At 41.8% G+C, this 15012-nt stretch carries 7 protein-coding genes and 1 rRNA gene; 5 read left to right on the top strand and 3 right to left on the bottom strand.

The genetic code is table 11. The features are described from left to right. Together A3EO_RS0109420 and purL are read right to left on the bottom strand one after the other, a co-directional pair. Nucleotides 1-189: ribosomal RNA gene (locus A3EO_RS0109420) — 16S ribosomal RNA — on the bottom strand; the annotation flags it as partial. A gap of 434 nt (nt 190-623) precedes the next feature. Continuing rightward, nucleotides 624-4532 carry a phosphoribosylformylglycinamidine synthase gene (purL, locus tag A3EO_RS0109415; protein ID WP_018346953.1) on the bottom strand — a complete coding sequence of 1303 codons (3909 nt, stop codon included), beginning with the start codon at nt 4530-4532 and terminating at the stop codon, nt 624-626. Nucleotides 4533-4687: 155 nt separating this feature from the next. Here purL and mltF point away from each other — a divergent pair, with 155 nt between their 5' ends. The 5 genes from mltF (at nt 4688) to hslO (ending at nt 9803) form a co-directional block, all read left to right on the top strand. Then, nucleotides 4688-6148 carry a membrane-bound lytic murein transglycosylase MltF gene (mltF, locus tag A3EO_RS0109410; protein WP_018346952.1) on the top strand — a complete coding sequence of 487 codons (1461 nt, stop codon included), beginning with the start codon at nt 4688-4690 and terminating at the stop codon, nt 6146-6148. Nucleotides 6149-6196: 48 nt separating this feature from the next. Further along, nucleotides 6197-6916: a ribonuclease PH gene (gene rph, locus A3EO_RS0109405; RefSeq protein WP_018346951.1), complete on the top strand. Its 720-nt coding sequence runs from the start codon at nt 6197-6199 to the stop codon at nt 6914-6916. A gap of 18 nt (nt 6917-6934) precedes the next feature. Next, nucleotides 6935-7582: an orotate phosphoribosyltransferase gene (gene pyrE, locus A3EO_RS0109400; protein ID WP_018346950.1), complete on the top strand. Its 648-nt coding sequence runs from the start codon at nt 6935-6937 to the stop codon at nt 7580-7582. A gap of 90 nt (nt 7583-7672) precedes the next feature. After that, a complete protein-coding gene (gene nhaA, locus A3EO_RS0109395) occupies nt 7673-8857 on the top strand; it encodes a Na+/H+ antiporter NhaA (protein ID WP_018346949.1) in 1185 nt (394 codons plus the stop codon). 70 nt (nt 8858-8927) lie between these two features. After that, nucleotides 8928-9803, top strand: a complete 876-nt coding sequence (gene hslO / locus A3EO_RS0109390; RefSeq protein WP_018346948.1) for an Hsp33 family molecular chaperone HslO — start codon at nt 8928-8930, stop codon at nt 9801-9803. An 80-nt stretch (nt 9804-9883) separates the two neighbouring features. On the opposite strand, the gene A3EO_RS13550 is transcribed toward hslO, so the two are convergent. Then, nucleotides 9884-15012 (bottom strand): calcium-binding protein (locus A3EO_RS13550; protein ID WP_018346947.1); only part of this gene is annotated, 5129 nt, incomplete at its 5' end.

The raw sequence follows: 15012 nt of genomic DNA, 5'->3' as shown, positions 1-15012 counted from the left end.
CGATACTATGCGGTATTAGCCATCGTTTCCAATGGTTATCCCCCTCCAAAAGCCAGATCCCCAAGCCTTACTCACCCGTCCGCCACTCGTCAGCATTGAAAGCAAGCTTTCAACCCGTTACCGTTCGACTTGCATGTGTTAAGCCTGCCGCCAGCGTTCAATCTGAGCCATGATCAAACTCTTCAATTTAATCTCGCTCTTAAATCACTGACTTATCGTTTTGAATTGATTTCTTCAGCATTCAAGATAATTTCTTTTGGGTCAGTTACAATATCACGACAACTTTACGTTTTATTGCTAACCAATCCCTGAATTCTATTGAGTCACTCAATTTGTTATCTACGAATGCCCACACAGATTGNCTGATAGTTTTTTAAAGAACAATGTCGCGCTTTCGCGACAAGGTCGCCTATACTACTTATCTCGACCTTTATTGTCAACAAGATTTTTTCAAGTTTTTCACTCTCTTGGATATTCACCGATACTGCTTAACCGGCGTTGCTCCTCTCTCGTTGCGTGAGGCGGCATTATAGGGATTTTTTTATGCCTTGCAACCCTATTTTTGATTTTTTTAATCGTTCGCTGATTTTTTCAGCGAAACGATTAAAATACAGACTTTACGACTATTTTAGTGCCACTCTCGCGTTACGGAATAAACGCATCCAAGCACCATCTTCGCTCCAATCATCCGGATACCAAGAGTTCGTTACAGAACGGAATACACGTTCCGGATGCGGCATCATAATGGCAATACGCCCATCACTATTACTTACCGCTGTAATTCCTAATGGCGAGCCGTTCGGGTTCGCCGGGTACTGTTCGGTCGGATTAAGGTAATTATCCACATATCGTGCAATCACTTGTCCTTGTTGTTGCAATGCATTGATCTGTTCATCGGAAGCAAATTCGGCACGGCCTTCACCGTGAGAAACGGCAATCGGCATATGTGATCCTGCCATTCCGGCAAACCATAATGAATTATTCTCGTTAATTTCGACCAATCCTACACGCGCTTCAAATCGTTCAGAACGGTTTCGTACAAACTTCGGCCACAAATCTGCACCAGGAATAATCTCTTTAAGGTGAGAGATCATTTGGCATCCATTACAAACACCTAACGCAATTTTATTTTGGTCTTCGAAGAAACGGACAAATTGTTCACGTAAATTATTATGGAACAAGATAGATTTTGCCCATCCGCCACCTGCGCCTAACACGTCACCGTAAGAGAAACCGCCACAAGCGACCAACGCATTAAACTGCACCAAGTTATGGCGACCTTCAATCAAGTCACTCATATGAACATCAATTGCTTGGAAACCGGCACGATCAAATGCTGCCGCCATTTCCACGTGGCTATTAACACCTTGTTCACGCAAAATAGCAATTTTCGGTCTTGTGCCGACAGCAATATAAGGTGCGGCAACATCCTCATCTGGGTTGTAACTCAATTTGGCGGATAAGCCCGGATTATCGGCATCCGCTTTTGCTTGATATTCTTGATCCGCACACGCCGGATTATCACGTAGACGTTGCATTTGCCAGGTTAGCTCTCCCCAAATTTGGCGTAATTCGGAACGAGCTTGCTGCAATACTACCTGTTCGCCATTTCTCACTACAATAGCATTTTCATTATTGACTGAACCTAATACTGTCGCCACGGCATCCAGTTGATATTTCGATAAAATATCAAACACTTCTTGATGATCCTGTTGACGAATCTGCAATACTGCCCCCAACTCTTCATTGAACAACACAGCAAGATTATCTTGACCTAATTGCTGAAGATTAACATCAATGCCACAATTGCCGGCAAACGCCATTTCCGCCAATGTCACAATCAAGCCGCCATCGGAACGGTCGTGATATGCCAATAATTTTTGCTGTTGCACCAACTGTTGCATTGCGTCAAAGAACGCTTTTAATCGTTGCGGATTTTCCACATCCGCCGGTTTATCGCCAAGTTGTTGATATACTTGTGCTAAAGCAGTCGCACCTAAACGATTTTTACCCTCACCAAGATCAATAAAAATCAGCTCGCTTTCCCCTTTATCCGTTCTTAATTGAGGAGTAACCGCTTTACGCACATCTTCCACACGCGAGAATGCGCTAATCACCAATGATAATGGTGCGGTGACTGTTTTTTGCTCACCGTTTTCTTGCCAAGTGGTCTTCATTGACATTGAATCTTTTCCGACCGGAATGGTTAAACCTAATGCCGGGCAAAGCTCTTCACCGATGGCTTTAACCGCTTGATATAAACCGGCGCCTTCACCCGGATGATCTGCCGCCGACATCCAGTTCGCAGAAAGTTTCACACGTTTCAAATCGCCGATATTCACCGCTGCTAAATTGGTGATCGCTTCCGCTACCGCAAGACGTGCCGACGCAGCAAAATCCAATAATGCGACCGGTGCACGTTCACCCATTGACATTGCTTCACCGTGATAACTGTCGAAACTGCTGGTCGTCATCCCATAGTCGGCGACTGGAATCTGCCACGGACCGACCATCTGATCACGAGCAACCATTCCTGTTACCGAACGGTCGCCGATAGTGATTAAGAATGTTTTTTCCGCCACCACCGGCAAACGTAATACACGATGCAACGCTTCGCTTAAATCAATTTTATCAGTTTGTAATGGTTGTGAATTAACCTGTTTAGACACCTCATTGCGTTGCATTTTCGGCGCTTTACCCAACAACACATTCATCGGCAAATCGATCGGCTGATTCGCAAAATGATCATCGTGTAATGTTAGATGCTTTTCTTCTGTCGCTTCGCCAATCACAGCATACGGTGCACGTTCACGCTGGCAAAGCTGTTCAAATAATGGCAATTTTTCGGCACTGACCGCTAAAACATAACGCTCTTGCGATTCATTACACCAAATTTCCAACGGACTCATATTGCGCTCATCACTTAAAATTTTACGCAATTCAAACCGACCACCTCGTCCGCCGTCATTCACTAATTCCGGCATTGCGTTGGATAATCCGCCGGCACCGACATCGTGGATAAACAGAATCGGGTTATCCGATCCCATTTGCCAACAACGGTCAATCACCTCCTGACAACGACGTTCCATTTCCGGATTATCACGTTGCACGGAAGCAAAATCTAAATTCTCGGCTGATTTACCTGATGTCATTGAAGAGGCTGCACCACCACCCAAGCCAATATTCATTGCCGGCCCGCCAAGCACCACTAATTTTGCGCCAACCGGAATTTCGCCTTTTTGGATATGGTCTTCACGAATATTACCCATACCGCCGGCAAGCATAATCGGCTTATGGTAACCACGCACCTCTTCGCCGTTAAAACTATTCACTTTTTGCTCATAAGTACGGAAATAACCCAATAAAGACGGACGACCGAACTCATTATTAAATGCTGCACCGCCAAGCGGCCCATCAATCATAATCTCCAATGCGGAAGCAATACGATTTGGTTTAGATAACGGCCCTTCCCAAGGTTGTTGATAATTTGGAATACATAAATTGGAAACGGAAAAACCGACTAAACCTGCTTTTGGTTTAGAACCACGGCCTGTCGCCCCCTCATCACGAATCTCGCCGCCGGAACCGGTCGCGGCGCCCGGGAACGGCGAAATTGCTGTCGGGTGATTGTGTGTTTCCACTTTCATTAGAATCGGCATCGCTTCGCTATGATAACGATAAGCACCGTCCTGATCCGGGAAGAAACGCCCGGCAATCGAACCCTCCATTACTGCCGCATTATCTTTATAAGCCGAGAACACATAATCCGGTGTTTTTTCGTAAGTATTTTTGATCATTTTGAACAGCGATTTCGGTTGCGCTTTGCCGTCAATTGTCCAAGCCGCATTAAAAATTTTGTGGCGGCAATGTTCTGAATTCGCCTGTGCAAACATATAAAGTTCAACATCTGTCGGATTACGTTTCAGCAACGCAAACTGTTCTAATAAATAATCCATTTCATCGCTTGCCAACGCCAAACCTAACTCAACGTTAGCTTGCTCCAATGCTGCTCTGCCGCCGCCCAATAAATCGATGGTTTTAAACGGTTTAGGATCTTGTTGTGCAAACAGTTGCGGTAATTGTGAGAAATCAGAAACCACCTCTTCCATCATCCGGTCGTGAATCAATTTCCCAAAAACAGCCTGTTGTGCATCATTTAACGCTGCGGCAAAACGGCATTCGTATAAAATGCCACGTTCCGCGCGCACCACATCCATCAAACCGCAATTATGAATAATATCGGTCGCTTTTGATGACCAAGGTGAAATTGTACCGATGCGAGGAATCACAATCTGTCCACGCAAAAAGTTCTCTTCTTCCGACGTTGCCGGAAACGACATCACCGCATTGGCTTCAAACAATTGACTTAATTGTTCAATTTGTTGTGCCGTCAAAGTTTTGGCTACCTCAACAAAATAGAGATAATGTGTTTGGCAACTTTGAAGTGCAATCTGTTGTTCGGCAAGTTGTGAAGAAAGGCGAGAAACTCGGAAATCAGAAAGTGCGGTCGCACCACGGAAAATCAGCATCATAGCAATATCACCTAAAATTTAGAAAATGAAAAAAATCGTTATTTATTATACCTAAACTTACATTTAAACGGAAACGTTTGCGTAAACTCTTATTTGTAGTTAACGATTAGATCTTATACAATGCGCCTTTTTTCAGATTGACGATCGAGGTTTCATTGAAAGGTTTATCTTTACGCATTTTCTTAGCCTGCTGTCTGCTGCTTTGGGCAATCGATATGGTTTTTCCGTGGCAAAAAATTATGCGTTCCGAGGATAACCTATTCTCTTCGATTCAAAAACGTGAACAGTTGGTCGTCGGCACCATCAATAACGCTTTCTCCTATTTTGTCAGCTCCAACGGTGCTGCCGGTTTGGAATATGAATTAACAAAAGCCTTTGCCGATTATTTAAATGTGGCGTTGAATATCAAAACATTTGATACTTCAGAAAAACTGTTCACCGCATTGGAAAACAATGAGATTGATCTCGCCGCTGCCAATTTAATGTATCAACCGGAAAAAGCGGAATATTTTCAGCTTGGTCCAAGTTATTACTCCTCTTCGTGGCAGTTGGTTTACCGCAAAAACACGGCTCGTCCTTACGATCTCAACCAATTAAAAGGCAAATTACTCATTGCCAATGACCGCAATCTACAAGAAAAATTGCAACAACTCAAACAGCAATACCCCCAACTTGAATGGCAAACAGATAACAATCTCTCAATTGAAGAGGCGTTGTTGGCAGTGGCTGACGGCAAGGCAGATTACACTATCGCCAGTTCAATGGATATTGCCTCCATTCAGCAAGTGAAACCAACCATTGCGGTCGGTTTCGATTTAAGTGAAGAAACCTCTGTAAACTGGTATTTACCACATAATCCTTACAATGAATTACAGGCGTCGCTACTTGATTTTATGAGTCAGGCGAAAGAGTCGGGGTTAATTTCACGCATTGAGGAGAAATATTTCAGTCATCTTTCTCGCTTTGATTATGTTGATGCCCGAACTTATATCCAAGCGATCGAAAACACATTGCCGAATTATTTGGAACTGTTTCAACGTTATGCCAATCCGCTTGATTGGAAATTACTGGCAGCCATCGCTTATCAGGAATCGCATTGGGATGCCAATGCCACTTCGCCGACCGGCGTTCGCGGTATTATGATGTTGACCAAAGAAACCGCAGCACGAATGCAGATTGAGGATCGCAATAATCCGGAACAGAGCATTAAAGCCGGCTCGGAATATTTACAGTTATTACTGACAAAAATGCCGGAAACCATTGCCGAAGAGGATAAAATTTGGTTCGCATTGGTTGCCTATAATTTAGGTTTAGGGCATTTGTTGGATGTGCGCCGCTTAACTGAATCGCTTGGCGGCGATCCGAATAACTGGCTTGATGTGAAAAATAATCTGCCATTATTAGCGGATAAAAAATATTACAGCAAGCTCAAATTCGGTTATGCACGCGGTTACGAAGCCTACCAATATGTTGAAAATATTCGCCGTTATCACAACAGCATCATCAACTATTACCGCTTACAGCAACAGACACAATCCGCTGAGCCAAAACCCGAAGTCGATGAAAATATTGATCAAACGCCAACAAATCCGGATGAGAGCGCGCCAACGATCTAATAAATTATGCTAAAATCTCCGATTATTTTTAGCCAATCGGAGAATATTATGCGCCCAAATAATCGTGATAATCACGCAATGCGCCCTATCAAAATCACTCGTCATTACACCAAACACGCCGAAGGTTCAGTATTAATCGAATTCGGCGACACCAAAGTGCTTTGCAATGCCACTATCGAAGAAACCGTCCCTCGTTTTTTAAAAGGGCAAAACCAAGGTTGGATTACCGCTGAATATGGAATGTTGCCACGCGCCACCAATGTCAGAACGCAACGTGAAGCGGCAAAAGGCAAACAGAGCGGACGCACAATGGAAATTCAACGCTTGATCGGTCGTTCTTTACGTGCGATGGTCGATCTCACCCTGCTTGGCGAACGCACCATTACCCTCGATTGCGATGTCATTCAAGCGGACGGCGGCACACGCACCGCAGCGATCAGCGGTTCGGCAGTTGCACTGCACGATGCGATCCAAACCTTATTGGACAAAGGCTTAATTAAGCAAAATCCAATCAAAAATCTGGTTGCAGCGGTGTCAGTCGGCATTGTTGAGCAACAACAGTTATGCGATCTTGAATATGTGGAAGATTCCAATGCGGAAACCGATATGAATGTGGTGATGACCGATGACGGCAGAATGATTGAAGTACAGGGAACCGCCGAAGGTGAACCGTTCAGCCACGATGAATTATTGGCTTTACTCGATTTAGCCAAACAGGGAATTGCTCAAATCAATCAGGCACAAAAAGCGGCACTACAAGACAAATAACGCCATTAAGGAAAAAATATGCAACAGTATCAACAACAATTTATTGAATTCGCGCTTAGCCGTAATGTGCTGAAATTCGGCGAATTTACCCTAAAATCAGGACGCGTCAGTCCTTACTTTTTCAATGCCGGGCTGTTTAACAGCGGTGAAGATCTTGCCAAACTCGGCGAATTTTACGCACAAGCGATTCAGGCGCAACAGCTTGAATACGATCTGATTTTCGGGCCGGCATATAAAGGCATTCCGATTGCAACCGCTGCCGCCACCGCACTTTACCATCAATTCGCAATCAACAAACCGGTCTGCTTCAATCGCAAAGAGGCGAAAGATCACGGCGAAGGCGGTAATTTAATCGGTAGCCCATTGCAAGGAAAAATATTATTAATTGACGATGTTATCACTGCCGGCACTGCAATCCGTGAATCAATGCAATTAATCGAAGCAAATCAAGCGACATTAGCAGGCGTAATGATAGCATTAGATAGACAAGAAAAAGGCAAAAGTGATCTATCCGCTATTCAAGAAGTAGAACGTGATTACCACTGCCATGTTAGTTCTATTATTACACTTGAACATTTGCTTACCTATTTACAACAATCCGAACAATATTCTGAGTTTTTACCGAAAATGTTGGCTTATCGCCAACAATATGGCATTAATTTATAATTCTCTTTCTGCCCGAGATAGCTACGGGCAGAAACCTTTTTCTTTAAGATTTAATTTCTTTTTATTTTTCTATTTTCAAAGGGAGTGTAAATGCAAAAACTGTCTCAACGAATCCAACACTTTTTTCAAAGTGAGCCTGCCGGCGGCATTTTATTATTGATTGCCACCTTTCTTGCTATCCTTTGCGCCAATCTGCCATTTATGACCGATTGTTATCAAGGCTTGCTGAATACCACCGTTGCTTTCCAATTCGGTCAATTTCAATTACATAAACCGCTATTACTTTGGATTAATGACGGCTTAATGGCGATTTTTTTCCTCTCTATCGGTCTGGAAGTGAAAAAAGAGCTGTTAACCGGTTCGCTTTCCAATGTTAAAACCGCGATTTTTCCGGCGATTGCCGCTTTGGGCGGAATGATTGTGCCGGCAGTGCTGTTTTACACCGCCACCGTTGCTCATCCGGAATTGACAAAAGGTTGGGCGATTCCAATGGCGACCGATATTGCATTTGCGCTCGGCATTATGGCGTTGGTCGGCAAAAATGTACCAACGCCGTTAAAGGTCTTTTTATTGGCGTTAGCGATTATCGATGACCTCGGTGCCATTATTGTGATTGCACTATTTTTCTCCAATGATTTGGGTACAGTGGCACTGGTCGGGGCAACCATTTCCATTATAGTCTTAATTTTGCTGAATCGTGCTAAAGTCAGCTCGCTGGTTCCTTATGGCATTGTCGGCACTATTCTTTGGGTTTGCGTGTTGAAATCGGGTGTTCACGCCACACTTGCCGGCGTGATTATCGGTTTTTCCATTCCGTTGCAAGCTAAAAACGGCGATCATCTGTTGCACCGTTTGGAACATAGCCTACAGCCGTGGGTTACTTTTATGATTTTGCCGTTATTCGCTTTTGCCAATGCCGGTATCTCTTTCCAAGGCGTGGATTGGCAAACCTTAATGTCGCCGCTGCCGTTCGCAGTGATGCTCGGTTTATTTATCGGTAAGCCGCTCGGTATTTTCGGTATCAGCTATCTTTCCATTAAATTAAAACTGACTAAATTGCCCGAAGGCATTAATTTCCGCCATATTTTTGCCGTATCGCTATTGTGTGGTATCGGCTTTACTATGGCGATGTTCCTTTCCGGCTTGGCATTTGAGCAAGATTCGCATCAGCTCAATATTTTAGCGCGTATCGGCATTTTAACCGCTTCTACGCTCTCCGCCGTGCTCGGCTTTTTACTGCTTAAACAGGTTACGCAACCTAAGCGCACGATTTAATCCGATCACACGCTTGTAAATACCGATTTCACCCCTATATAGGGGTGAAATTATTTTTGAGGTAACTTTTATGACAGATTTATATAAACAAGATAACGACAAACTTTACCGTTTTCTTTTTAAAAACCGTGCCGTTCGTGGCGAATGGGTGCGTTTAAACAAAACTTTTACAGAAACATTAAATACACATCATTACCCAACACCTGTACAAAATTTACTAGGTGAATTATTAGTTGCGACTAGTCTATTAACAGCAACCTTAAAATTTAAAGGCAATATTACAGTGCAAATTCAAGGCGATGGGCCATTAAAACTTGCTTTAGTGAACGGCAACGATCAACAACAGTTACGTGCATTAGCTCGCTTACAGGGCGACATTAGTAATGAAATGAGCTTAAGTGAGATGGTGGGTAAAGGCGTTTTAGTTATCTCCATTATTCCGGAAGAGGGCGAACGCTATCAAGGCGTGATCGCATTGGATAAACCGACCATTAGCGAATGTTTGCAAGATTATTTTGTGCGTTCCGAACAATTACAAACGCAATTATTTATCCGCTTCGGTGAATATCAAGGCGAAGCCGTTGCCGCCGGAATGTTATTACAAATTATGCCAGATGGACAAGGTTCACCAGATGATTTTGAACATTTAGCAACATTAACAGCAACAGTAAAAGATGAAGAATTATTTGGTTTAAGCGCAGAAGAGTTGCTTTATCGTCTATATCACGAAGAAACTGTTGAAATTTACCCACCACATCATACAGAATTTTTCTGTGGTTGTTCGCAAGAACGTTCCGGTGCGGCAATTGCTTTACTTTCTGATGAAGAAATCAGTGAAATTTTTGCAGAAAAACCAACTTTAGATATGCAATGTGAATGTTGTGGTACTCATTATATCTTTACTGAAGAAATGGTCAGAAAACTAAAAGAGCAAAGTCTCCACTAATACAGCTACTACTTTCATTGATACAAAAACAAACCCTTTATGCCTCTCGGCATAAAGGGTTTTAATTAAATAACAAGCAACTAGATAATTACTGTCACACCTTGTTGGATATATAAAATATCATCACTTGATGAATGTTTATATACATCAACATTTTGATAAGACACACCATTAAAACTATGTTCTACTGCTGTCTCACTCTTCGTCCAACCTGAACCTGAAAGCACAACTTTATTCGTTGCATCTCCGCCATCATTACGGATAAACAACTCATCTTTTCCAACTGAAGACGGTCCAGAGTCATTATTAACAAGATTACCGCTTACAATTTTCACAGTTGCACCCGTACCTGTAAACCGAATTTCTTCGGCGCCCCAAATTTGAGTGTGATCTGAAGGCGTACCTCCAATACTAAATTGGTTATTATAGGTACCAGATGACTGACTGTTTAAAGTCAAAATGTCGTAATCCGTTTTATTTACATCCTCTCCTAAATCAATAATATGATCATTATCACCTTTAACATTCTTAATAGTAACAGTATCACTGCCGGATCCAGCAAAAATACTCACATTATCTTCTGTACTAATATTACCTACAGAAATAGTATCATTGCCGTCACCACCTTGAATTGTGAGTTTTCCACCTTGGGTTTGCACAATCTCACCTTCGAGAGTAATGGTATCGTTACCTGCTCCACCATCAATCAAACTATTATACCCACGAATATTGCCACTAATTGTAATAGTATCATTACCCGCATTACCAAATATTTGGTTACCAGTACCGAATAACTCTCCATTGATCGTAATAGTATCATCGCCATTACCACCCAAAATCCAAGAATTATCGGCTTCCAACGCTACTGATTTATTTGGTAACGCATTAATAATAATGGTGTCATTACCATCTTCTGCACTAATAATACTACCGCGTCCTTCTTGTTTCGCTATGCCACCAACGATAATTTTATCTTCACCAGCACCGGCATAAATTGCAGAGTTCGCCATTTGAGCAAGCTCAACGCTATCCTCTCCCAAACCTAACCAGAAACGGCTATTTTCAGTGACACCTGACCGAATGGTATCCACATCTTTGCCACCAAAGTAATTAACGCCGAACATTTTACCTGTTACCGATAATGTGTTCTGTCCATCACCAAGATCTAACACATCAATAATTTCAGTTATGCGTTCACTTGTTGAGGTAGCAACTCTATCTGCGCCAACCACGGCTCGACTACCACCTGTCGCACTTCTATCTTGGCTATCTGTCGCTATCAAATCAATTGCACGCACTAAGTTTGAATTAATTTGATCTTTCAATGCTTGATCATAGAAGTCTTTATAACGTTCTATACCTTGTTGCACAAAGCGATCATTATTTGCGAAAACCTGACTAATCCAATCCGATTTTTGACCAGAAAGAATAAGATCTTTACTAATTGTTACCTTATCTTCACCATCACCCATCATCATAGACAACTGAGCGTCTTGAACATATCCAATAGTAACATTTGCACTCTCTTTAGAAGTAATTAACACCAATGGTCGTAGATAATTTCCCTCTCGCTCTATTTTTGCTAAGGATAAGGTATCATTTCCTGAACCTAAATTAATAATCGTAGAGCCTTCATAAGAGGTTTCACGCAATTGCCCCAAAACATTTCCACCCACAGTCATTGTGTCATCACCCTCGCCAAGGTTAAAGTAATTACCTGACTCTTGTTGCGAGCCGGTGAACACATTCTGTTTAATGAATACTTTATCATCGCCAGATCCCATATCTATTTTGGCATTCGTTGCATAGAGCGAAGCATAATTCATTTCAGCTGATGCATAACCTTCTTTTTCTGTGTCTTTTGCCGTGCCGGTAACTTCAAAAGTATCATTACCATCACCCATATAGATTTGGTTACTACCATCAACATTAGGACGTGAATACCCTAATCCGGAATAATAATCATATCGACCTTGTAGGTTCATTGTCGTAATCATATCATCACCATCATTGGTTCTAATCACAACATTGCCGGCAATTGCTGGCGCAGAAATATAGTCAGCGCCACCACCTTGAGTATCCATCACAAACTGAGTCATATTAGTATTATCTAGGCTCATTGCGGTACCTGAATTCTCTGCACCAATCCATCCTCTACGATTATAATAGTTCCACCACTCATCAGTTCGTGACATACCTGAAATAATAATATCAGCTGCTTCATTATCCCCATTCCACTTATAAAATAACGCTTTATCTTGGTTATACATTACAGCAGTTTTGGTATCAAATCCCCAACCTTGAGCATGATCATTATGATATTGATCGCTTGATGTATCATCATCGTCATCTTTACGCATCATCCAGTCTAATTTTGGATTATACACAACAACTTTATTACCTAATTTATCTGTAATAATGCGTTGTTTATCACTCTGCGCAGTACCGAAATCTAGTTTCATCGTCATTTCTGCTTCACCTGAAACCGTAGTATTTCCATCTTTCAGAGTGTGAGAACCATCGGTTGCGACTATCGTTACACTATTTGGCTTGCTGTTAGGGCCATCTGAAACAGATGATGTAATCTTAGAGAGAGCCAACTGTGGAACAACATTATCCACAATAACATCCACACTTCTTTCCGGTAAATTAACATCATTAAATCCTGTGCGCTTACCCTGATGCACAATATCTGCAATGACTTTGTATTGCTCATAATCTGCGCTGAGATGATTAAACGCCCCTTTATATGTTTGGGAATCAGACGAAATATCGAGATAATGTTCCTCAACTTGTTTACCTCCCTTCATTAAGCGCACTCGAATTAGTGCTTCTTCGGCTTCTTGCCCTTCCACTGTTGCCGTATAGTAAATTGCCTTTTGATTAGTATCTACTATATTTGGTGTAGTGGTATCCAAATCCTGATTAGTCACTTTAAAATCAGTAAATTTCAATGGATCTTTCACAACGTGTCCAACACCTTGTTCAGATTGATTACCTGCTTTATCAAAAGCTTGTGCAGTTACTGTTGTACCATACGGGAACTTCCCAATATTAGTTGGAATGGTTGCTGTATTACCATTAATCGTAATCCAATCTGCTTCTGTCGGTTTTTCCCAACCATTAGCTGTTTTGGTTAATTTAACGCTTTGATCACCTGCGGTAATAATAACCCAATCACCTACTTCAGCTTGAGTTCCAATACTTGTGGAAGGATCAAAGTTACTGCGTTCTCCAGTCGGTAGAGTAATACTAACCTTGCCTCCCGTTTCGGATGTCACTACTGGCGTATCCGGTGTTAATTTATCCACGATTACGCTCAAAGAGTCTTCTGATTTAAGCGTTGTTTCATCTGACTGATACAATTTCACTAGATATTTATTCTCTCCTTGGCTCAATGCAAAATTCATTGAATTACCTGCTTTTACCTCAAAATATCCATTCTTAATATCAGCGTCCTTAACCGGTGCTTTCCAAGTTGAAGAGCCAAAAGGAAACTCAACATAATCACCTACTTGAGCAGAATCTGGTAAATAAATTTTTACCGTTACATTTGATGAAGAGCCGCTAGCCTCTAATTCAGCAGTATTAAGCACCATTGTCGTATCGGTATCATTCATTAAGTTACTATTAACCTCTGGATGTTCTAAAGCCACAGTAATTTTAGTGCGATCTATCAAGATATTATCGCTATCTTTAACTGCTTTATTACCTGCAATATCAAAGGATTGTACCGATACTCCTGTACCTGACGGTGCAACAGTATGTGGTATAGTCACTTTGTTATTCTCCGGTGTTGGTACAAGTTCAGTATTGTTACTCGCCCAACCATTATTACCATCACTGGTTAAAATTACTTTCTTATTACCCACCATTACTTCTACATAATCACCTTTAGGCGCATCAGACGGAAGTGTAATGGTAACATCACCTGTAATGGCAACATCACCATTCTTATCATTAACTGCTGTTGCTGCATCAGGTGCTGTGGTATCAATCACGAATTTTTTATCATTAGTACTGTATTTAATTGCACCGTCTTTATCTTGTTGAGTGATGCGAATTGTTTCCTCTGCATATTCACCTTCAGGTAAAATATAAACACCCTCAACATAAGGCTCAGTTTGATAATTACCCTCAGCATCTTTGTATTCCACTTTAGTAATCATCGCACGATCATCACCCACAAGTTTTAAGCCATCATCATTGGTAATGTTGTCACTATCAGATATACCAGTATCATTTCGTAAGCCAATCCCTACATCCTTCAACGCATTATTGAAATAAGGTGCAGTAATGGAATCTGATGATGGAGAAATATTATGAGCTTTATCCTCAGCCGTTGCTGTAATAGATTGTTTATCGATTAATGGATCTTTTAATTCGATTGTAAATTCACCTTTTTCATTAGCAATGATCGGTTGACCGTTTTTATCTGTTGCAACTTTTTGCGTGGTTTGACCATCTTTACTTGTCACATCCAACACAATAGTGCTACCTGGCTCGGCAATTCCACTAATAACCGTTCCTTGCTCATTAATCTCAATTACCGGTGCACTAGGTGCTATTTTATCCGGCGTCGGAGTTGGTTTGGTAATGGTGTTATTGTTTGGATCGGTCGCTGTGACGGAAAGATCCTCACCGGTTACAATTGGTTTATTCACTGTGTAAGAATAATTCCCTTCGGAATCGGTGTGTACAGTAGTATCAGGACCATCTTTACCATCAGTATCAATTTCAATATCTTGATCTTTATGGTCAGGGTCTTGTCCTGTATAGATTTGTGTCAATGTCACAGTAAAGTCACCATTACTATCCGCTTTACCTGTACCCACCACATTACCTTGTCCATCACGGATTTCAATCGTGCTATCAGGGTCAGTTGTACCCGTAATAGTTGCGCCATCATTAGTGGTAATTTCTAACTTAATCGTATTATCTATTATCGTTGGCGCTGCTACCTGCTCAGTATCTACACCACCTTTCTTATCATCGGCTTTGACTGTGAATTCTGGTAATGGCTTACCTTCATTCACTTGTTTAGCCCCCTCTGCGGTCAAGGTAATGTCACCAGTTTGTGGATTAAACGCATAGTATTTATTCGCATCGGTACCTTCTAGGGTAATGGTTACATTATCCCCATCTTCATCAGTCGCTGTTGCATTAGTAACTTTAGTTCCTTCAACCGCTTGTCCTTCGGTAAGCGTTG

This window comes from Gallibacterium anatis DSM 16844 = F 149 (genome assembly GCF_000379785.1).
GTDB lineage: Bacteria > Pseudomonadota > Gammaproteobacteria > Enterobacterales > Pasteurellaceae > Gallibacterium > Gallibacterium anatis.
Note: the sequence above shows the minus strand (reverse complement) of the source record. Positions and strands in the feature narration are given on the sequence as shown.

Bases quoted from the DNA above. Each gene is read 5' to 3' on its own strand.
- purL (WP_018346953.1), bottom strand. From the start codon at position 4,532: ATGATGCTGATTTTCCGTGGTGCGACCGCACTTTCTGATTTCCGAGTT.
- rph (WP_018346951.1), top strand. From the start codon at position 6,197: ATGCGCCCAAATAATCGTGATAATCACGCAATGCGCCCTATCAAAATC.
- pyrE (WP_018346950.1), top strand. From the start codon at position 6,935: ATGCAACAGTATCAACAACAATTTATTGAATTCGCGCTTAGCCGTAAT.
- nhaA (WP_018346949.1), top strand. From the start codon at position 7,673: ATGCAAAAACTGTCTCAACGAATCCAACACTTTTTTCAAAGTGAGCCT.
- hslO (WP_018346948.1), top strand. From the start codon at position 8,928: ATGACAGATTTATATAAACAAGATAACGACAAACTTTACCGTTTTCTT.